General features: G+C 53.0%; 21 protein-coding genes and 1 tRNA gene. 12 read left to right on the top strand and 10 right to left on the bottom strand.

Translation table 11 applies throughout. From position 1 onward, the window contains the following. The first annotated feature begins 145 nt into the window (after nt 1–145). Genes ACYUBO_RS02450 through ACYUBO_RS02435 form a run of 4 tightly spaced genes read left to right on the top strand, consistent with a single transcriptional unit; the run spans nt 146 to nt 4441 of the window. A complete protein-coding gene (locus ACYUBO_RS02450) occupies nt 146–1300 on the top strand; it encodes an iron-containing alcohol dehydrogenase (protein ID WP_460372092.1) in 1155 nt (384 codons plus the stop codon). Further along, on the top strand, nt 1284–2951 hold the full coding sequence (locus ACYUBO_RS02445) for a sensor histidine kinase (RefSeq protein WP_460372090.1): 1668 nt from the start codon (nt 1284–1286) through the stop codon (nt 2949–2951). The genes ACYUBO_RS02450 and ACYUBO_RS02445 overlap by 17 nt, the downstream gene beginning before the upstream one ends. Further along, entirely contained in the window at nt 2948–3394 is a 447-nt protein-coding gene (locus tag ACYUBO_RS02440; protein WP_460372088.1) for a response regulator, read from the top strand. The genes ACYUBO_RS02445 and ACYUBO_RS02440 overlap by 4 nt, the downstream gene beginning before the upstream one ends. After that, nucleotides 3395–4441: a PAS domain S-box protein gene (locus tag ACYUBO_RS02435; RefSeq protein WP_460372086.1), complete on the top strand. Its 1047-nt coding sequence runs from the start codon at nt 3395–3397 to the stop codon at nt 4439–4441. An 86-nt stretch (nt 4442–4527) separates the two neighbouring features. Here ACYUBO_RS02435 and ACYUBO_RS02430 read toward each other — a convergent pair whose 3' ends face one another. Next, nucleotides 4528–4917 carry an FAD synthase family protein gene (locus ACYUBO_RS02430; protein ID WP_460372430.1) on the bottom strand — a complete coding sequence of 130 codons (390 nt, stop codon included), beginning with the start codon at nt 4915–4917 and terminating at the stop codon, nt 4528–4530. Between ACYUBO_RS02430 and ACYUBO_RS02425 the strand changes: the two genes are divergently transcribed. Then, nucleotides 4882–5004, top strand: a complete 123-nt coding sequence (locus ACYUBO_RS02425) for a hypothetical protein (RefSeq protein WP_460372084.1) — start codon at nt 4882–4884, stop codon at nt 5002–5004. The two genes, ACYUBO_RS02430 and ACYUBO_RS02425, sit on opposite strands and share 36 nt — an antisense overlap. Here ACYUBO_RS02425 and ACYUBO_RS02420 read toward each other — a convergent pair. Further along, nucleotides 4978–5346 (bottom strand): Mov34/MPN/PAD-1 family protein, encoded by a 369-nt coding sequence (locus tag ACYUBO_RS02420; RefSeq protein ID WP_300332329.1) that lies wholly within the window; start codon nt 5344–5346, stop codon nt 4978–4980. The two genes, ACYUBO_RS02425 and ACYUBO_RS02420, sit on opposite strands and share 27 nt — an antisense overlap. Before the next feature lie 86 nt (nt 5347–5432). Here ACYUBO_RS02420 and ACYUBO_RS02415 point away from each other — a divergent pair, with 86 nt between their 5' ends. Beyond that, on the top strand, nt 5433–6404 hold the full coding sequence (locus ACYUBO_RS02415) for a M48 family metallopeptidase (RefSeq protein ID WP_460372081.1): 972 nt from the start codon (nt 5433–5435) through the stop codon (nt 6402–6404). Between the two features lie 33 nt (nt 6405–6437). Here the strand turns inward: ACYUBO_RS02415 and ACYUBO_RS02410 are convergent, their stop codons facing one another. The 4 genes from ACYUBO_RS02410 to ACYUBO_RS02395 form a co-directional block, all read right to left on the bottom strand. Next, the gene (locus ACYUBO_RS02410; RefSeq protein ID WP_460372079.1) at nt 6438–7082 is read right to left on the bottom strand and encodes a HepT-like ribonuclease domain-containing protein; all 645 of its coding nucleotides are present in this window, start codon (nt 7080–7082) and stop codon (nt 6438–6440) included. A gap of 61 nt (nt 7083–7143) precedes the next feature. Beyond that, nucleotides 7144–7356, bottom strand: coding sequence for a hypothetical protein (locus tag ACYUBO_RS02405; protein WP_300333820.1), 213 nt, complete (start codon nt 7354–7356; stop codon nt 7144–7146). Between the two features lie 74 nt (nt 7357–7430). Beyond that, entirely contained in the window at nt 7431–8504 is a 1074-nt protein-coding gene (locus ACYUBO_RS02400; protein ID WP_460372077.1) for an ABC transporter permease family protein, read from the bottom strand. Beyond that, complete coding sequence (locus tag ACYUBO_RS02395) at nt 8501–10312, bottom strand: ABC transporter permease family protein (protein ID WP_460372075.1); 1812 nt, start codon at nt 10310–10312, stop codon at nt 8501–8503. The genes ACYUBO_RS02400 and ACYUBO_RS02395 overlap by 4 nt, the downstream gene beginning before the upstream one ends. Nucleotides 10313–10460: 148 nt before the next feature. Between ACYUBO_RS02395 and ACYUBO_RS02390 the strand changes: the two genes are divergently transcribed. Both ACYUBO_RS02390 and ACYUBO_RS02385 read left to right on the top strand, forming a co-directional pair. Then, nucleotides 10461–11357: an ABC transporter ATP-binding protein gene (locus ACYUBO_RS02390; RefSeq protein ID WP_460372073.1), complete on the top strand. Its 897-nt coding sequence runs from the start codon at nt 10461–10463 to the stop codon at nt 11355–11357. Between the two features lie 66 nt (nt 11358–11423). After that, complete coding sequence (locus tag ACYUBO_RS02385; protein ID WP_460372071.1) at nt 11424–11651, top strand: hypothetical protein; 228 nt, start codon at nt 11424–11426, stop codon at nt 11649–11651. Nucleotides 11652–11964: 313 nt separating this feature from the next. Here ACYUBO_RS02385 and ACYUBO_RS02380 read toward each other — a convergent pair. After that, nucleotides 11965–12038 (bottom strand) — tRNA-Lys (locus tag ACYUBO_RS02380). Between the two features lie 109 nt (nt 12039–12147). Between ACYUBO_RS02380 and ACYUBO_RS02375 the strand changes: the two genes are divergently transcribed. From ACYUBO_RS02375 to ACYUBO_RS02365, 3 genes are read left to right on the top strand one after another with little or no spacing between them, the layout of a single operon-like run. Then, nucleotides 12148–13620, top strand: a complete 1473-nt coding sequence (locus ACYUBO_RS02375) for a DHH family phosphoesterase (RefSeq protein WP_300332186.1) — start codon at nt 12148–12150, stop codon at nt 13618–13620. Further along, a complete protein-coding gene (locus tag ACYUBO_RS02370; RefSeq protein ID WP_460372068.1) occupies nt 13610–14230 on the top strand; it encodes a 6-hydroxymethylpterin diphosphokinase MptE-like protein in 621 nt (206 codons plus the stop codon). The genes ACYUBO_RS02375 and ACYUBO_RS02370 overlap by 11 nt, the downstream gene beginning before the upstream one ends. Beyond that, nucleotides 14220–15869, top strand: coding sequence for a radical SAM protein (locus ACYUBO_RS02365; protein ID WP_460372066.1), 1650 nt, complete (start codon nt 14220–14222; stop codon nt 15867–15869). Before ACYUBO_RS02370 ends, ACYUBO_RS02365 begins: the two co-directional genes overlap by 11 nt. A gap of 104 nt (nt 15870–15973) precedes the next feature. On the opposite strand, the gene ACYUBO_RS02360 is transcribed toward ACYUBO_RS02365, so the two are convergent. Continuing rightward, nucleotides 15974–16423: a GNAT family N-acetyltransferase gene (locus tag ACYUBO_RS02360; protein WP_300333325.1), complete on the bottom strand. Its 450-nt coding sequence runs from the start codon at nt 16421–16423 to the stop codon at nt 15974–15976. Between the two features lie 129 nt (nt 16424–16552). Between ACYUBO_RS02360 and ileS the strand changes: the two genes are divergently transcribed. Further along, the gene (gene ileS, locus ACYUBO_RS02355) at nt 16553–19729 is read left to right on the top strand and encodes an isoleucine--tRNA ligase (protein ID WP_460372064.1); all 3177 of its coding nucleotides are present in this window, start codon (nt 16553–16555) and stop codon (nt 19727–19729) included. On the opposite strand, the gene ACYUBO_RS02350 is transcribed toward ileS, so the two are convergent. Next, nucleotides 19706–20449: a tRNA(His) guanylyltransferase Thg1 family protein gene (locus ACYUBO_RS02350; RefSeq protein ID WP_460372062.1), complete on the bottom strand. Its 744-nt coding sequence runs from the start codon at nt 20447–20449 to the stop codon at nt 19706–19708. The two genes, ileS and ACYUBO_RS02350, sit on opposite strands and share 24 nt — an antisense overlap. Next, nucleotides 20446–20718: a PRC-barrel domain-containing protein gene (locus tag ACYUBO_RS02345; RefSeq protein WP_300331886.1), complete on the bottom strand. Its 273-nt coding sequence runs from the start codon at nt 20716–20718 to the stop codon at nt 20446–20448. The genes ACYUBO_RS02350 and ACYUBO_RS02345 overlap by 4 nt, the downstream gene beginning before the upstream one ends. Between the last annotated feature and the right edge of the window lie 22 nt (nt 20719–20740).

Genomic DNA, 20740 nt, shown 5'->3' with positions numbered 1-20740 from the left:
CCAGGCAGAGGGAGATGCCGCCACCCGGCTGTTCCAGCATCTCTCCATCATCAGCATGTACGCACCCGGTACCGCCTCTTTTTCCCACAACTGTTTTCCGTTCCCGATGATACATAGAGATCGAGAAATCCGGGAGGCTCTACAGATGACAGTCGATACGCTCAGGAAGTTTGTGATGCCGGAGGTAATCTTCGGGGAGGGGGCAAGGATGCAGGCAGTCCACTATCTCGATAATCTCGGTGTCAGCCATGCTTTAATCGTCACGGATCCGGGAATCATCAAAGCCGGTTGGGTACGCGAGATCGCATCCGCCGCTGAGTCCGTCGGGATATCGTCCACCATCTTCAGCCATGTCTCTGAGAATCCCCGCACCACAGAGGTGGATGCAGGCACTTCCATGTACCGGGAGAATGGCTGCGACGGCATCCTGGCAATCGGCGGCGGCAGCCCGATGGACTGTGCAAAAGGGATAGCGATCCTCTCTACGAATGGAGGTGGGATTCAGCAGTATGAGGGGGTTGACAAGATCCGCCATATGGGGCCCCCGCTCATCTGCATCCCGACGACCGCAGGCAGTTCTGCTGATGTTTCGCAATTTGCAATTATCACCGAGCAGGAGAAACTGAGAAAATTTGGGATCATCAGCAAGACGATCATACCGGATGTCTCGCTTGTTGATCCCAATCTTCTGACGACACTGCCTCAGAAGTTCATCGGGTACTGCGGCTTTGATGCCCTTACCCATGCGATCGAGGCGTATGTCTCAACCGGGAGCTCCAGCCTGACCGACCTCCATGCCCTTGAGGCAATACGCATGATCAAGAGGGCGCTGCCGCCTGCATACCATGATAGCAAAGACAGTGAGGCAACCCGCCTGATGATGCTTGGAAGCCTTCATGCCGGCCTTGCCTTCTCTAACGCCAGCCTCGGGCTTGTGCATGCAATGGCACACCCAATCAGCGGACTCTATGATCTCCCGCATGGCGAGACCAACTCCCTCCTCCTGCCGGTAGTTATACGCTACAATTACCCCTCTGCACAGGCACGATATGACAGGATCGGAAGGATACTTGGTGCATCTGAAGAGGATATACAGGAGAATGGTGCAGAGGCGATCATAGGTGTGGTGCGCGAGCTTGCTGAAAAGGTTGGAATAACCGGCTCGCTCGGTGATCGGGGTGTACTCAGCAAGGATATCAGGACACTCTCCGATCATGCAATGGTGGATGGATGCATCGTCACCAATCCAATCCTGCCGGAACTCGGGGAGGTCATGCGGCTCTATGAAGCGGCGCTCTGAAAGTACCCGGGAAGAACAGCTCAGGCTCCGTGAGAAGATCCTCGGGCTGGGAGAAACATCCTTTCGAAAGAGCTACTACCCTGAGCTGCGGGTACGGCTGCTTGAATTGGAGCGATTCAGGTTCATCCTTGACCAGGTCAGTGTCGGGATTATGATCATCGATCCAGGATCCGATACTATCGTTGATCTGAATGAAGAGACCTGCCGCCTCCTGAACAAACAGCAGAAAGAACTCCGGGGCATGCGTCTTGCCGAATGTCTGGACAGGAGATCAGTTCTGCACCCGGAGATGCCGGATATTGGTGACGGGGTGGCAATCATCAGGGATCTCCCCTCACCCGATGGAGAGTCGATAACACTTGAAATAACAATGCATCATGCGATCTTTGGTGGGGAAGAGTACCGGATCGCGATCATCCGCGACATCACCAGGCAACGTGCAGCTGAACAGGCAATAATCCGGACTAAAGACATGTTCGAGTCGGTGATCAGGATCAGCGCAGTACAGGATGCCGGGGAGGAGGAGATCCTCTCTGCAACACTCGGTGAGGCAGCAAAACTCACAGAGAGCACCCATGCCTACTGTGCCATCCTCTCCCCTGATGAGAGCTTCTTCAAAATCTCCTCATCTTCAGATGATATCCCTGAAATGGCAAGGCTGTCTCCGGCAGACAGGGGCGGGCCATGGGAAGAGGTGATCAAAAGGAGAGTGCCGGTCATCGGGGGAAAATGTGGCGGCATCTGCCTCCCGATCTTCGAAGGGGACCGGGTTGTGGCGGTCATCTCACTGAGGGGAAAGCCACGGTTATATGATGAGTTTGATCTCCGGGTTGCCACCTACCTTGGGGAGGCACTCTGGCAGATTGTCCTCAGGTACAGGGCTGAGGAGAATCTCAGGCAGCTGAATGAGGAGCTTGAGGGACGGGTAATGGAGCGGACACGCGAGCTTGCAAACCTGAATAGTGAGCTTGAGGCCTTCACCTACTCGGTATCCCATGATCTGAGGGCGCCGCTCAGGAGCATCAATGGGTTCTCTCTTGCGATTCAGGAGGATTTCGAAGACGCTCTCCCAGAGGATGCCCGTCTCTATCTCGAAAGGATCAGATCGGCATCTGATCGGATGGGAACCCTCATCGACGATCTCCTCCTCCTGTCACGGATCTCACGGGCAGAACTCCATCGCCAGAAGTTCTCCCTCTCAGAGCTTGCACACGAGGTAGTTGAAGAGATTATGGAGCAGGAACCTCGTGAGAACGTTAAGGTTGAGATCGAAGAAGGGATGGTCGTCTCGGCAGACCGGGGGCTTATGCGGAGCGTCCTCTCAAATCTCTTCTCAAATGCATGGAAATTCACCGGGAAGAAGGAGAAGACAGAGATCGTCTTCAGCTCAGAGAAGAGAGGGGATCTCACAACCTATTGCATCTCCGATAATGGAGACGGCTTTGATATGGCATATGAAAAACGGCTTTTTCTCCCCTTCTCCCGACTCCACACAACAGATGAATTCCCGGGAACCGGAATCGGCCTTGCAACAACAGCCAGGATTATTTCAAAACATGAAGGTACAATCCATGCAGAAGGAATACCTGGTCAGGGTGCCACCTTTTATTTCACTCTCGGTTCAAAAGAAAGAGCAGGAGTGTTGCAGTGATCTCAAAAGGCACCATTCTACTTGTTGAGGATAACAGGGATGACGAGCTTCTGACCCTGAGGGCTTTTCAAAAGAACAGGATTGCAAACCCTATCGCAGCTGTCCGTGACGGCCAGGAGGCTCTTGACTATCTTTTTGCCACCGGTTCATATGCGGAGCGGGATCAGGATGATCTCCCGGTGATCATCCTCCTCGATCTCAAACTCCCAAAAGTCAACGGGCTTGAGGTGCTCAGGGAGATCCGTAGCAACGAGAGGACGCGTGTGATCCCTGTAATCATCCTCACCACCTCGGTTGAGGATGAGGATGTTATCGGAAGCTATGCACTTGGTGCGAACAGCTATATCCGAAAGCCTGTTGATTTTACCGAGTTTGTCGAAGCGGTCCGAACCCTTGGAAACTACTGGCTGCTTTTGAACACAAGCCCGCAATCGAGGATATAGATGATGGATGCGAAACTTCGGGTGCTTATCGCTGAAGATACCGAGGATGATGCGCTCCTTCTCATCAGGGCGCTCAGAAAAGGTGGATATACCCCGGATACCGTCAGGGTATGGAATGCAAAGACATTATCCGGGGCGCTTCTGAGTGGGGAGTGGGATATCATCCTCTCGGATTACCATATGCCGGGATTTGGAGGAGACCAGCTGATCCAGATTGTCAGGGATCAGGGAATAGATACTCCAATAATCATCGTCTCCGGTGCAATCGGCGAAGAAGCGGCGGTTGAACTGGTTAAATCCGGTGCCGAGGATTATGTGATGAAGGACAATCTCATCCGTCTTATTCCATCGATATCCCGTGCATTAAAAGAGGCCGAGGATCGGAAGGAGAGGAGGCGTGCAGAAGAAGCACTGAGAGAGTCCGAAGAGCGTTACCGGAGCCTTATCCTGCAGATTTCAGAGGGAATTATCATCTTCGACCAGAAAACGGGAAAAATCATCGAATCTAATGAGAAGATATCGGAGATCTTTGGCTATACAGAAGACGAGATCCATTCCATGGGAATCGATGAGCTCATACAAGGATGCATTAAAAAAGATGCGGGACACTGGGTCATCCCTGAAAATACCGGGCTGATTGAAGGGACAATACACCAGAAAGACGGGAAACAAAGAGATATTGAAGTGAGTCTCAGCCATATTCCCCTCAAAGAAAACCCGGATGCGGCATCAGCGGTGATACGGGATATCACAGAGAAGAAAGAGGCAGAACGTATCCAGATAGAGGCATTTATCCAGATTGACCGGAATATCGAGCAGTTTGCAATCCTGGCCGATCATATCAGAAACCCGCTCCAGGTGATCGTCGGCTATTCCGCCCTCTCAGGCGACGAGATCACAACCGAGATCGTGGAACAGGTGGACAGGATCAACGAAATCATCAAACAGCTCGATAAGGGATGGATCGACTCGGAGAATGTCCGGAGGTTCTTACGGAGGAACTACAGTATCGGCAGTTTTGAGAAGCCCGATTATATCACTCAATGAGGAGGAGTGCAACCTCATCGTCAAGGCTTCGTACTGCCATCTCACTTCATCTGAGGTGGACTCTGCTGAAAAGATGAGAAAGAATGTTATGGAGTCTGATCGTCTCCCGATGGCACATACCCACGCAGGAGCATGGCACGGTCAATGATCCGCCGTGATGAACAGAATTCGCAATCTTCGAACTGCCCTGTCCTGACAACCCGGATATCCAGCCCTTGATTCTTCAGCTCTTCTTCAAGGCTCTCCGGGGCAAACCGCTGGTTAAACCCGATGGTGATGATATCGGGTTGAATCTCCCTGATGGGTTTGAATTTGTCGGTAAGATCCCCAAGAACTGCATGGTCGACCGGCTTTAAGCCAAGCACCATGGCAAGCCGCTGATCCTCTGGTATGATCGGCTTTGGCTTATGCTTCACATTCTGTTCGCGCGCAACGATCACATGGAGCTCATCGCCAAGTGCCCGGGATTCTTCCAGATAGAAGAGGTGGCCCGGATGGATGATATCAAAGGTGCCGGTGGCAACTACCCGTATCAGTCAGATCACCTCGAGGCATCTCTCTGATCCGTCACGGGAGAATGCACGCCAGTCATCGGGCCCATACGGATATCCGATGATCAGGTGGCATGAGCCAAAGCGTGGGAAAAACCCGATATCAGCATCTGATGGTGCAATAACACCATTTGGATGGCTGTGTGCACTCCCGGAGAATGACATCCCAAGGGGGATCATATCGGTGAGGACCGATGCGCTCCGCTCATCAAGGCGGGTGCCGGGGAGGAGGTTTATGCCCGATAAAACCCCGTTATCCGCTTCGAGAAGGGCAACAAACTCAAGCGGGTGCTGGCTCTTTGCCATCTCAAGGAGTGTGGAAAGTGTTTCCTGGCTGATGGCACGGATTGTCATATCTTTAGTATTTTCTCACCTGAGACTAAGAAAGCTATTGAAGAGAACAGTGGCTTCTTCCCGCATCAGGACAAAAAGAATCCCTGATGGGAGCCGGGGATCAGGAGAAGGAGTGGCAGGGGGGCCTCTTCACGGTAGGCGGAGTGGAATTTGCCTATTCGGTTCGGATAAACAGGCGAAGAAAATACCCCTGCATCATCGTCAGGGAGAGGGGAAGGCTTGAGATCGAATCGCCTGAACCTATGGCTGAGAAGGCAGCCAGACGGTTCCTGACGGCAAACGAGGGCTGGATCATTTCAGTCTTTCAGAAGAAGGATACGAGTGGCAGATTTCGGAATGGCACAGTGACACTTGACGGTGAAGAGGTTCCCTATTATATCACAGTCAACAGGAAGAGAAAGCGGATCGCAATTACCATCCGTGATGATCTCGCTATTGAGATCCGATCCCCTGTTCCACTCAACGCAGCAGAGGCGGAGTTCTCGATTGCAGATGTTTCTAAATGGATCATGAAGACCCGTGCGAAGAAGAGGGTATGGCGTGAAAATCTGCATTCACGGCAGTATGCAGAGGGTGAGACAATCCCCTTTCAGGGGCGGCTGCTGACGATCCGTCATACCCAATCGGAAAAAAAGATCTCCGCGTCGATCTGTCGTGACGAACTCTGGATCGCCCTTCCCCCCGGCAGTCGGGCAGAAGAGGAGCTCCTCCGGTTAAGGAAAGCAGTGATGGACTGTTATGCAGAAGAGATTCTGCCTGTTGCAATGGCAATTGCTGCCGCATCAGCTGAGGCGATCGGTGTCGCCTGCCCCCGGGTGCGGTTTGGATACCAGAAACGCCGGTTTGGATCCTGCACCCCGAAGAACGGAATCATCATAAATATCAGGGTCGCGATGGCTCCCCCGGCATACCTCGAATATACGATCATCCACGAGGTCTGCCATCTGGTCGAAAGGAATCATCAACAGCGGTTCTGGGATCTGGTGGCAAGACTTCTCCCGGCATATAAGGGAGTCCATGATCAGCTCCAGAAGGAAGGGATGCAGTACTGCTTCTGAGGGAGGGGAGATGATCGGAATAAGGGGGCGCCCCTAGAAAAACCGGCGCCTTGCACCCTCTTTCGATCTGTTCATACCGGGCAGGGTTTCGAGTGCCTCCCGAATCTGCGGCAGTCTCCGCTGCACACAATTCCAGACGAGCCTGAGATCAGTTCCATAGCAGGGTGAGATCATGCCGGGGAGTGCACCCAGTGCATCCCAGGGAACAGATGGCGATGCTTCCTTATACTCATCAGGAATGCAGGAGCTGAGGATCCCGATCGTCCGGATATGAGAGAGAACCGCGTTACTGGTCTTTGCATCCGAGAGGAAGACTTCGTAAATGATCCCGCGGCAGGAGAGTTCTATATCAGTGATCGATCTGATGATCTCCCTCTGGAAGAGGAGAACCTGTGCCTGGGAGAGGGGTTCTGCCTGCATGATACAGGGTGTGAGTTGATCCCTCAGGCCTTTGAGGGAGATGAGCACAATCTTCTGACCCGCCCTCTTCTCAATAAAGCAGCTCAGTGCAGCCATATCAAGAAGATCCCGATCCTCTGAGAAGGCGGCGATCACATGGAGCGCATCGTCGCCGGGAAGAGGCGGGGTGAAGACACCCAGCTGCGTTACCCCAAATGATGCAGCCATCTCAGCCTTTAATCCTTTCAGGAGTGAGACAACCTCCTTTCTCGACCGCACCTATTCCTCCCCCCGGCTATTCATATCACTATTTTCAGACGATACGACTATTTAGGCTCACCTATTTCTTCCCCATATCCTGAAGGAACCGGCTCTTACGGATATCGGGAAAAAGAGAAAATGATGCTTCCATCTCTTTTTTTCGCCGCATCTCCCTCATTCTGGAGAGGGAGAAGATCATGCGGATGGATATTATGGTAAAGAAGATCAGAAGCGCTATTGCTGCTGTCAGAAGGAGAAAGACGAAGAGATCCGGGTTATAGGAGAGAACCATATAAGTATGGTAACCTCACAGTCCGCCCATATAGCTTTTTCCGGGCGGAAAGGCAGAGCCGCCTGATCTTCTGCTCACTGCGGCAGGCGGCTGATCCTCCATGCATACCTTGTCAGGAGGAGTGAGAGGAGAAGGGCGAGTGCCATGACACCCAGGAGCAGGAGCCAGTGCGCAGACCCTATTGTCCCGACGGCGAGCCTGACGATGAGGTTCAGCGGATTGTAGGGGAATGACATTGCGATGATGATCAGGACGACGACCGCTGTTGAGAAGATGAACTGTGCACTCGTCCTCTCCCGATAATGAAGCGCACAGAAGGCGCCGATAATGATCAGGATCATCGATCCCGCCACCACATGGGTTAGGATCTCAAGCGGGTGCTGCACCACGATCCCGTTTGCTGCAAGGAGAAGAAGCCATGCCGCAGACTGGATCGGCACGATTGCGATGCAGGCGAGGATCTTGCCCCAGAGCATCTCGCCATAAGTGACGGTTGTCGAGAGGAGTGTCTCAAGCGTCCCTGCCTGATACTCTTCTGTGATGAGATCGATGATGAGTGCAGCAGATATGATCGCGGGCATGAAGACAAGAAGCGGAATTAAGAGGCCAAATACAAACTCAAAGTAGTTTGACCGTCCCCCTGAATCGGGGAAATTCAGCAGGATTGGATTCATGGTGAGGCGATCAGATCTCGTGCTCCTGAGTGCTTCTTCATAGACGAGAAACGCTTCTTTCATCTTCACTTCAACGATTGCTGACTGGATATCGTTCTGGAGCATATAAAGGGTAACAAGAACGGGGCCTTCGGCATCTGGCGGGGTATCCGGGACAAAGACTACAGCCTGGAGCTGGCGTTCTTTCAGCGAAGCAATGGCAACATCCAGATCCATTCTGTAGGCACCAAGATCCCGCCGATCATCGATGATTGAATAGAGCTCTCCCTCAGGCCCGACATACCCGATCCCATATTCGACACCCTGGTATCCGGCAAGAGCATCAGGATCGTACATCGTCGTCAGTCCGACCATCAGGAAGGACGAGAAGAGTGCGATGAAGAGCTGGAGGAGGATCGCAAAGACGATCGTCTTCTCGGCATAGATTCCGCCAAGTTCTTTCTTTGTTACTATCAGGACATTCCGGCTCTTCATAGTGGGATCACCCCGATGACGGTGAGGTTATAGAAGACATGGATGAGTGTGGCAAGAATGATACCGGGGATATACCAGCGGAATCCCCCGGCTTTCAGGGCGACTGCGACGACTGCAAGGCAACCTGCATGGAGGAGGAACGGCATCCAGAGGAGCTGGAGGGAGAGGAACATAACGCTCCCAAAGATCGATTCTGTCACCTGTGCAATTGTTGCAAAAAGGAGGAGCTTCTCTCCGGCAAGAAAACCGAGCGCAGTTCCGGCAGAGCCGAATATGACAAGCCGCCAGGTAAGGCCACCGGGGAGTATTTTTGCCAGTGCATAGATTCCAATCGACTTTGCCACCTCTTCCGTCACTGCCGCGTATCCGATCAGAAGGAGGAGGGAGAGCGGCATCGGGAGGTTGAAGAAGAGGACAAGCCCCATCAGCTGCACCATAAAGACGAACGGGATGACGAGCCCGCCAAGAACAGAGACGGATAGGATCGGGTACGTCTTTGATATTCCCGCAGAGATGAACTCGATCGTCCGCGGGATGAGACGGTGGAGCGAGAAGAGCCGCTCTTCAGTGAAGTTCACAGCACCGGCATAGAGGAGGATGATGCTTGTGAGGTAGAAGAGGCTCGTTGAATAGAGATAATCCATCAGGGTAAACGAGTCTCCCTGGATCTCAAGGACGATCAGGGTTAGTGGTGAGATGAGGGAGACGACATGGACATTGGCGAAGATGCTTGGGAAGAAGAGGTAGGATGTGGCGATCGTTGAGAAGAAGATCGAGAGGAATGAGAGCTCCTTAAAACTGCGTGCGAGCATCCCGATGACGAGCGCGCTTGCGAGGAAGAAGAAGATCACCGGGATCAGCGGGAGGATGGTGTTTACGGGGAGGGAACTGATCACGATGAGAATGAATGAGATTGCGACCATCATCACGAAATAGGGGAGCGCCTTTCCGATGATGATGGCAGAGGGGTGGTATGGTGCTGAGAGGAGGATCTCGCCCCGCCGTTCGATCCGCTCATTCATGATGCTCATCATGAAGAACTGCGAGGTGAAGTAGAGGGGGAAGATGAAGACGAAGATCAGGATGATCGAGTCAAAGGGGAGCGGGGGTGCGAGCTGGTTCGGAGTCCTGAATGATCCGGATCCGGATTCCTGGCCGATCACCTGTGAATACCGGCTGATGGTATCATCCTGTGCTGCAGTCCGTGAGATCTCAGCCCTCAGCTGGTCTGGTTCATAGGGAACTGATACTTCAGGTGCTGCAACGGGGATGACAGGGCCGGTTGGCTCAGGCGCCTCTCTCTGCGGAACCGGAGAGATTCGCTGGCCGCTCTGGGTTGCAGAAAAGTCGATGGTACTCCTCTCATATATCCGGTTGATCCAGAGCGGATATGCTGCATAGAGATCCGGTTCCTGCACATTCATTGATGCAGAATACCCTTCAAAGACCTGTTCGAGCGAGGTGAGTGCGGCACGCCCCTTCTCGGTATCCTGGACATAGACCTCACTGCCCAGGATGACGATATCATAGGAGAGCCGGGTGTTCAGAAGAGATGCACGTGAATCGATGAAGACATTGAACCTTCCATCTTCTGCGATCACCTCACCGGCAGGCAGGTTGTCTGTACCAAGCCGGTAGATACCGTCCTGTATATGAAGGCCGCTCTGTGCTGTCAGTCCGGATGCAGCAACAAGGAGGATGAAGAGGATGATTGCAGCAGGCAGTACACCCCGGCCCATTGTCGAGAGGGTGCGCAGAAGCTCCCATCGCGCCACAACATGGATCTGCCGGAGATACCCCACGCTCATGCACGCCTACATAGGACATTTCTTCTATAAAATAGTCGTTATCAAGGGTAGAGCAGGGGATGTCCGAAACTTTATGGGGGTGTGGAGGGAGAGAACAGAATGGCTCAGGAGTATGGTACTCCTCCGGCACCCTTATTATATCAAAACGATGAACCGTCTCAGTATGATCCATGCCCGCGATGTTCGAAAAGAGTTCGATTCGTTTGTTGCACTGAAAGGACTGGACGTTGATATCGATAAGAATGGAATCTTTGGGATCATCGGGCATAACGGAGCAGGGAAGACAACATTCCTGAAGATATGTGCAGGACTGCTCACGCCCACATCAGGAACCCTTGAGATTGACGGCATCAATGTCATTGCCGATCCAAATGCGCTGAAGGAGCGGCTCGGGTACCTGCCTGAAGAGTCGCGGCTGTACGACACCATGACGATCTCGTCGTACCTCTCATTCTTTGGGGAGATCTACGGGATGCCCCGGAAGGAGATCAAAAGACGATCTGATGAGCTTCTCTTCTCATTGAACCTCGCGGATGAAGGGAAAAAGCTCGGGGAGCTCTCAAAAGGGATGCGGCGGAAGGTTGCCATTGCACGATCGCTCCTCCATGATCCGACGATACTCGTCTATGACGAGGCGACGTCAGGGCTCGATCCGATGACCTCGCGGTTTATCACCGGGTTTCTCCGAAAACTGCGTGATGATGGCAAGATGATCATCATCTCTGCCCATAACCTCTTCCAGGTGGAAGAGATTTCCGATCAGGTGTTAATCCTCTCTGAGGGAGAGAGGGTTGCGTTTGGCACGATGGATGAACTGAGGGAGGAGTTTGGATCACTGACCTACTTCATCCATTTCAGGATTTCTGATCCCGCATCACTTTCCGGAGAACTCCTCTTCTCCCAGGACGACGGGGGCTATGTATCAACGGCAAAGGATATCGATCAGCTCAACCGGATCACATCGCAGATTGATGCGGCAGGTGGGAGTGTCGAGCGGATAGAATCACGGTACCCGAGCCTTGAAGAGATGCTGATGGCAGTGTGAAAGAATGGATGAGATCCGGCGTCCATCCCCTCACCAGGGAATGAGGTTGCAGCAGATGGAGAACGAGTGGATTTTCTGATCTGGATTGGTATCATCGCATGTATCTCCCAGTCTGCGATTTTTTCAGGGCTGAATCTGACCTTCTTCACGATCAGCAAGCTTGAGCTGGTGATTGAGGCGGAACGGGGCAACAGGGATGCCAAACTGGTGCTTGCGCTCCTGAAAATGCAAACTTTCTGCTGGTTACAATCCTCTGGGGCAATGTCGCCATTAATGTCCTCCTCTGGGGAATGAATGGCGGATAATCACCAGAGGAGATGTGCTTGGAAAGCTCTTCCGGGGAATCGTCCGTAATCCAGGGAATCCGGTTCCAGAAGTACAGGAGAGAAGAAATGACACGAGAGAAGAGTCAGAAAAAATGAGCAATCGAAAGAGCATAGAGTTACGCTGTATCTCACAGTTACCCCTGATACGTATAGATTCATCAAGGAAAGCGGGCTAAACGCCTCTCGATTGATGGATCATATTGTACATAAGCTTAGAATTAATATAAATCTCAATATCCCCCAATTAACGAACAGAATAAGCTTGAATCAGCAAAAGAGAACGGGCCTGAAGGGATTTGAACCCCTGACCTACGGATTAAGAGTCCGTCGCTATGCCTGACTAAGCCACAGGCCCCGTTATTTGACCTAATACAGTTATAATCAGGACTATTTATGCCTTATGAAAATACCCCTGATCGCCCCCTCCAATCACCATTATAATATTGGAAGTACCAGAGTACGGTATGGCTGATGGTGGAAAGAGTGACCCAAAACCAGTAGTCCGATATATGGTATTTGGGTGCGGGAGCATCGGCTACAATGTCATAGAGGAACTCCTGAAAGAAACCGATAATATCGTTGTTGTCGACTCTGACGAGAAGCGGGTCGAGGACTTAAAAGACCATAAATATCAGGCGATTGCCCATGACATAGCAGACCCGGAGCTTTTCCGTGATCTCCCCATTCCAGAGATTATCTTCGTTCTTTCAAGCAATAAGGAGGCAAATCTGGCCGCGGTCGGACTGGCGAAGAAGTGCCATCCGCAGGCATTCTGTATAGCGCGTGCAGTAGATCTCTTCTCTGTCGACAAGCTTGTTGAGCAGGGGGCGGATGTGGTGCTCTATCCCCAGCAGGTGGTTGCAAAGTCAGCCGTCAACCATATGAAGCGGCTGGTTGCCGCACGGAGCGCACAACAACTCTACTCGCATCTTGAAGGAATGACCGGAACACTCGGCATCATCACGCACCGAAACCCCGATCCGGACGCAATCTCCAGTGCCATGGCACTCTGTGCCATCGCCCAGGCCGCAACCAAAGGTGAGCTGAAATGTGTGATTCTCTTCGATGGAAATGTCGGACACCAGGAGAATCGCGCATTTGTCAATCTCCTTGAGATCCAGATGGAGCGGATCACACCTGAAAAGCTGAAGGGATGCACCCATCTCGCACTCGTTGATTGTGCTGCACCCGGTGTGAATAATGATCTCGATCCCGGACTTGCAGTTGACATCATCATCGATCACCACAGCTCTGATGGTGTGGAGCTGAAGAATAAACCGAAGTTTATGGATATCCGCCCTGAGAGCGGAGCTACTGCCAGCATCTTCGCCCAGTACCTCCAGGAGCTCGATATCAACGTGGATACAAAGATTGCAACCGCCCTCTACTATGGCATACGGGCAGATACCCGCGAGTTCCGTCGTGGTGTCACCTCCAATGATCTCTATAATGCCGCATACCTCCTCCCACTCTCGGATGCGGATCTCCTCGAGAAGATCATGTCCCCGTCATATTCGCAGGAGACGGTTGATGTGATGGGGAATGCTATCACAAGCCGCAAGATAAAGAATGGATTCCTCTTTGCAAATGTCGGCTATCTCCGGAACCGTGATGCCATTCCACAGGCAGCAGATATGCTCATCAACCTCGAGGGGGTAACAACTGCCCTTGTCTATGGCATCACCGACCAGCAGATCACCATATCCGCCCGGAACAAGGATATCCGCGTGCATATCGGCAATGTCCTCAAAGAGGCATTTGGTGATATCGGGGATGCCGGTGGGCATGGTACAATGGGAGCAGCAAGCATCCCCCTCAACTACTTCTCACTCGTCCGTGACAAGGAGGAACTCCTTGAGATGATCATTGACCCGATCTTAAACCTCTTCACCAAGATCGTCGGGATCGATGATAACGGGGATAAGAATGAGGTTTGAAGACTGGGAACCTCATTATACTGAGATCCTTGACTATTTTGGATTTGATCGCGAATCTGATGAGGCAGCAGCCGATCTCCTTGCCGGGATCATTCCCCGGGATGATATCGAAGCACTTGAATCCCTCATTTCTGGAAAGACCGTCACCATCTGCGGCAATGCCCCCTGCCTCAAATCAGAACTTGACCGGATAGAGGGCGTAGTCATCGCAGCAGATGCCGCGGCGCTCGTTTTGTATGATGCAGGTATTCTCCCGGACGCTATCTTCACCGATCTTGACGGTGCAGATGATCCCTTCATCACCATGAATGAAGGGAAGACGATTATCATCGTCCATGCCCATGGCGACAACATGCCGCTCCTCCAGAGATGGGTTCCAAGGTTTCAGGGAAGACTGATCGGAACCACGCAGGCAGCGCCGCTTCCGCAGATCCATAACTTCGGCGGCTTCACTGACGGCGACCGCGCCGCCTTCACAGCAGACGCTCTCGGTGCAAAAACCCTGAAATTCATCGGTTTTGACCTCTCCGACACCACAGTCGATCCGATGAAGAAGGGGAAACTCTTCTGGGCACGCCGGCTCCTCGGCATGATCGGCCATGACCTCTGACGCCCTCATCATCGACGGGTATGTGGACGAGCCCGCCTGCCTCGGTGTACCCCCATACATATCACCCTATATCCGGACAACGGCAGGCGTTCTCACTGAAGCAGGATATCGGGTGCGCTATACCACAATCGATCAGATCAGATCCGCACCTCATGAGCTTCAGGCATTCAGATCGATCCCTCTTGTTGTCGTTATCGCCGGCCAGACCGTCCCCGGCAAGTATCTTGCCGGAACACCAGCCACGTTGACTGAACTGCGGCAGATCGGATCTCTCTTTGAGAGGAGCAGGCTCCTCCTCGGGGGACCTGTCAATTACGGCATCTCACCCGGCGGTGGAAAGAGGGCAGTGAAAGAGCCGATGCCGGGATATACCGCATTTCTCACCGGCGATCCAGCAACTGCCTTAAACCGCTTCCTCTCGGGGGAAGAGCCCCATGGTGTGGAGGATTATTCAGAGAGCGGGCTTTGGAGTGTCCTTGGTGCAGGAATCGTCCGTGATCATCCTCATTTTCCCTATGTCATGCTCGAGCTTGAGACGGCAAAAGGGTGTTCACGTTCAGATACCGGCGGGTGTTCCTTCTGCACCGAACCCTTCCACGGCACCCCGAGGTACCGTTCCATTCACCTGATTGAAGAAGAAGTGTCAGCCCTGTATGCCCATGGCGTCCGCCATTTCCGGATAGGCCGCCAGCCCGATCTGCTGGCATACGGAAGTAGTGGCGGCGGGTTCCCACGCCCTGACCCGGAAAAGATCCGGGATCTCTTCACGGCGATCCGGAGGTCGGCACCGGATCTGGCAACCCTCCATATAGATAACATGAATCCCGGAACGATCGCCCGGCATGAGGACGCCGCCCGCGAGGCGCTCGCGGCAATAGTCGAGCTCCATACTCCGGGAGATATCGCCGCATTCGGGATGGAGACCGCCGATCCTGACGTGATAGCGGCAAACAACCTCAAGGCAACACCGGAACAGATGATGGATGCGATCAGAATCGTCAACGAAGTAGGAGGTATCCGGGACAAAAATGGCGTTCCCCACCTTCTTCCGGGCTTAAACTTCGTCTGCGGACTATTCCATGAGACCAAAGAGACCTACCAGCTGAACCAGTCCTTCCTCGAAGACCTCATCGCATCAGGACTCCTTGTCCGTCGGGTCAATATCCGGCAGCTGATGCCGTTTGAAGGGACACGGGCGTATAATGAGAATACGCTCGACCAACATCATGGAGCATTCCGATCCTTCAAGGAATGGACACGGAAGCATTTCGATCCCGTTATGCTTGCCCGTGTCTTTCCCATCGGAACCATCCTGAGAGATGCAGTCGTTGAGATTTCGGGGAGAACCTCATTTGCACGCCAGATGGGAACATACCCGATCCTGATCGGCCTTCCCCTTGAACTCACTGAACGGAGACTCGTTGACTCGACCGTTGTTGGCTATGGAAGCAGATCGCTGACAGCTCTCCCCTATCCGGTACCTGTCAACAGCCTCCCGGCATCTGCCCTGAAAGCACTTCCCGACATCGGGAAGAAGACACAGGCTACCATCCTTGCAAAACGCCCGTTTAAAGATCAGAAGGAATGGGAGAAGGCGACCGGCGGAACCAGGATCGACCACCTGATCACCTTCTCCTGATCGCAAGGTGAACTCACTCTTTGAGTGGATCGCGGTCATCGCCCTCTCTTCAGGCGTCCTTGTGGTGATGGAGATCTATAAGTTCCTGATGAACAGGAGAGAGATCAGAGCAGAAGCCCCATGATCATCCGGTCAATATCAGGATAATAATAGGATTCCTCATAGGAGAGGATCTCAAAGTTCTTTGACTGGAGCAGTGCCGTTACAGGAGTATGCCGTTTTGAGAGTGCGATCCTGACGCGTTTTGCCCCCCTCTTCCTGAAGGATTCAAGAAGAGGATCAAGCAGATCAGCCCCGATACCTTTCCCCTGCCATTCGTCCGCAACACCAACCCTCAGGATCCATGCCTCATCCGGATCATCTGCCTCCTGCGCCCCGATGATGTAGCCGATTGGATCGTCTCCATGCGAAGCAACAAGATATGTCTCGTGAAAGAGTTCGCCTGCCTGGCGGAGAAAGATGGGAGAATAGCCGTAATCCCCGAAGAGTTCCCTTTCTATCCGGCAGATATGAGGATAATCCCCTTCGACATATGTGCGTACCAGATACTCCATCAATCATCACCCTGTGTATCTACAACCCCCCTTTTGAAAGAAAAAATACCTTTCGATCCGGGTTTTGGTGGAAAACCCTTTGTCTGTTTCCACCGCACATATAGGAATACAGGAGAACGAGGGATCCAGGTGGAAGAAGTCACCAGCAGTTATACACCACAAGAGGTGGAGGAGGAGGCACGTGCATTCTGGCATGCCGAAGATACCTACAAAAATGTACAGGAACTCAGGAAAGATGGAAAGCCATTCTTCTTTGTTGACGGACCGCCATATACCACCGGGTATATCCATCTCGGAACGGCATGGAACAAGATCCTAAAAGATGCCATACTCAGGTATCACCGGATGCATGGACGCCATGTAATAGACCGCGCCGGATACGACATGCATGGGCTTCCAATCGAGGTCCGTGTTGAGAACGAACTTGGGTTTACCTCAAAGAAGGACATCGAGACATTCGGGATTGCACAGTTTGTCGAGAAATGCAGGACATTTGCCGTTACTCATAAAGAGATTATGAGCAGGCAGTTCTCGGATCTCGGTGTCTGGCTTGACTTTGAGAACCCATACCAGACGATCTCAAACGACTATATCGAAGCTGCATGGTTCACCCTCAAACGTGTCGAAGAGGAGGGGATGCTCGAGCGTGGATACCGTGTCGTCAACTGGTGCCCGCGATGTGAGACCGCCATCGCCGATGCCGAGGTCGAATACCAGGATGTCACCGATCCATCAATCTTTGTCAAATTCCCCCTTAGCGGAGCAGAGAACGAATACCTCGTCATCTGGACGACAACACCCTGGACACTTCCCGCTAACGTTTCCGTTGCTGTTGCTGCCGATTTCACGTATGCACGTGTGAGGGCAGTCCGGGAAGGCGTAACCGAGATCCTCTGGATCGCAGACGATCTTGTTGAGAGCGTTCTGAAAGCCGGACGGTACCAGGACTATGAGATCCTCGGTGTCAAAAAGGGAGCAGAGCTTGTCGGGACCGAATATACATCCCCTCTTATCTCCTCAGTCCCTATGCAGGCCCGGATTCCCCACCGTGTCGTTGCTGCGGACTTTGTTGCCATGGAGAATACCGGGATGGTGCATATCGCCCCGGGACATGGCTGGGACGACTATGTCCTCGGCATGAAGGAGAACCTTCAGATCGTCTGCCCTGTTGACGGTACCGGACGGTTCACAGAGGAAGCTGGCGAATTTGCCGGACTCTATGTCAAGGATACGGAGACAAACAAAAAAGTCATCGACGCACTCGGTTCCGCACTCCTTGCCGGGAAAAAAATCACTCACCGGTACGGCCACTGCTGGCGTTGCAAGACCCCCAATATCTTCCGTGCCACCTCCCAGTGGTTTATCAAGGCAAGTGATGCCAAAGAGAAGATGCTCGCGTCCATACAGGACGAAGTGACCTGGTTCCCGGACTGGGCAGGGAGCGCACGGTTCCATGACTGGATCGAAGGTGCGCGCGACTGGTGCATCTCCCGGCAGCGGTACTGGGGCATCCCGATCCCGGTCTGGGTCTGCCCGTCATGCGATACCTATCGGGTGATCGGCAGGTTCTCCGAACTTGAAGAGCTCTCCGGCAGAACAATCGCCGATCCGCACCGGCCGATGGTCGATGAGATCACAATCCCCTGCACCTGCGGCGGTACCATGCACCGGGTCGAGGATATCTTTGATGTCTGGTTCGATTCCGGGGTCGCCTCATGGGCAACACTCAGCTATCCGGGTGAAGAGGAGGCATTCAAAAACCTCTGGCCTGCCGACTTCATCACTGAAGGCCAGGATCAGACACGGGGATGGTTCTACTCACAGCTCGGCCTCTCCACAATCGCCTTTGGACAGGCGCCTTACAAACAGGTGCTGATGCACGGGTTTGCCCTGGATGCACAGGGGAAGAAGATGTCGAAGAGCTTAGGAAACGTCGTCACCCCCGAGGAGGTCATTGAGAAGTTCGGGGTTGATGTCCTGAGGCTGTACATCCTCTCGGCAAGCGCACCCTGGGATGACCTGAAATTCAACTGGGACGGTGTTAAGACGGTTCACCGTGCACTCAATATCCTCTGGAATGTCTACCGGTTCCCGATTCCCTACATGCGGCTTGACAACTTCCAGCCGGGAGCGGATGCAGCCGGTGCCTATGATCCGACAGTAATCCGCAGAATCGCTTCTGACGGAGCATTTGAGGATCGGTGGCTCGTCTCAAGGATCCAGTCCCTCACCCGCGAGATCGGCGGGGCGATGGATGAATACCAGATGCATCAGGCCACCCGGAAACTCCTCTCATTCATCTTGGATGACCTCTCCCGCTGGTATGTCCAGCTTGTGAGGCCAAGGATGTGGCTTGAAGAGGATTCTGCCAGCAAACAGGAAGCATATGAGACGATCTATTTCGTGATGAGAAGGCTTGTCTCGCTTGCATCCCCGTTCATTCCGCATCTTTCAGAACAAATCTACCAGAACCTGAGGCTCGGCGGGGATCCGGCCAGCGTCCATATGCTCGACTGGGCAGAGGCAGATGAAAGCCAGATCAGCACTGCTATCGAGGATGCGATGCAGGTCGTACAGTCCTTTGATGATGCTGTGGCAAATGCACGGCAGGCAGGTAAGCGGAAGCTCCGGTGGCCGGTCGGCGAGGTCGTGGTTGCAACAGAGAGTGCTCTTGTCAAAGAGGCAGTCGAATCCCTCCTTCCACTCTGCAAGGCACGGGCAAACACACGGGATGTCCGGCTTGTTTCAGGCACCTGGGAACGTATCCTCTGGACGGCTGAGCCGCAGATGAAGAAGATCGGGCCCGAGTTTGGAAAGACCGGGGTACTGGTCAAACATGCGATCGAGGAGTCGGACGGAACCGCACTCCGGCAGCAGATCAATGAGGCAGGATCTGCAACCATCACCGCCGGCGACCAGGAGATCGTCATCACGGCAGACCATGTCGCCTTCAGTGAGAAACTCCCGGAAAATGTGTACTCGGCCACAATGCCCGATGCAACCATCTATGTCGATGTCTCCCTCACCGACGAACTTGAGGCTGAGGGGTATGCACGTGAAGTGATCAGGCGTGTCCAGGAGATGCGCAAACAGATGGATCTCTCTGTCGACGATCAGATACAGGCGGCCATTGCCATCGGAGATCTTCGGATCCGATCACTGCTCGACCAGTCAACAGACTGGATTGCAGGAGAGATCCGTGCATCATCACTTGTGTTTAGAAAAGAGAAGGTGGAAGAGGCAGGGTTCTCATCAGACTGGGATATCGAGGGGCTCAGCGTATCAATTACCCTGCTTGGCCCCTGAGATGAGAGAGGAGAGGTATACTCTCCCCTCCTGTGAATTGAAGAGCGGGGGAGTTCGATCAGATACAATCCGGTTCCTCTGCGTAACCACAGCCTCCTCCTCTTTTGGATTATAACCGCTCACCTCTTCAAAGGCACGGCAGACAACCAGTCCACGCCTCTGCCACCCGGGTGTCTCTGCCAGATTGATACCCTTTGAATGCATCAGCTCGTGCATGGCAGCGGTATTCATCCCATGGAGCATCTCCTGCACTGTTTTCGCAGAATGGCCATCCTGCCCCAGTGCCCACTGGGCGTAGGCATTATTGTGGTTCCTCCACGCCTCTTTCTGTCGCCAGATGAGATAATCAATCGCAGTTTCACTATCAACCGGAACAACCCGCGCGTCAAATGAGACCGGTTCGCGGAGAGAAAGCTCGATTGTCAGGGCACTTGAGGCAAAAGAAGCGGCAACAGAGTCGAGCTTTTCAACACGCCCGAAAAATGGGAGCCTGGTGAAGAAGAGATTGATCTCATCGGAGAAGGTATAGGCAAACTCCGGAGAGAGGCCGCTTTTCCCCAGAAGAAGCGATGATACCATCTCCATGGCAGAGGAAAAACGCTCGTCAAAGGGCTTTTCGAGACCGAGGGCTTCTGCCACGGAGCGGAAGGCTCTTCCGTCAAGCCTGACGAAACAGGGTGCTATTGTCCTGAGTTCCGAATATATCTCCCTTCGCTTCATTCGTCAATTTCACGTTCGGCTGACGTATTGAAGGCGCCGGGTATGTGCCGGATAAGCACAATGTCAGAAACCTCCTTAATCAGGCGATAGGGAACTTTCAGGCCCTTGAACGACTTTAAGTCAATAATATCAGGATTAATGTTTGTCAGGGCAAGCGATGCCATCTTTTTGTTATCTATATCGATGACAACATCAGCGACATTACCGATGAACACAGCCCTGTCAGTGTATACGCTCATTCCAAAGAGCTCTGAGATCTGCCACTTCATATCAATCTGTTCAAGATATATA

The organism is Methanocalculus sp. MC3 (genome assembly GCF_054767395.1).
Note: the sequence above shows the minus strand (reverse complement) of the source record. Positions and strands in the feature narration are given on the sequence as shown.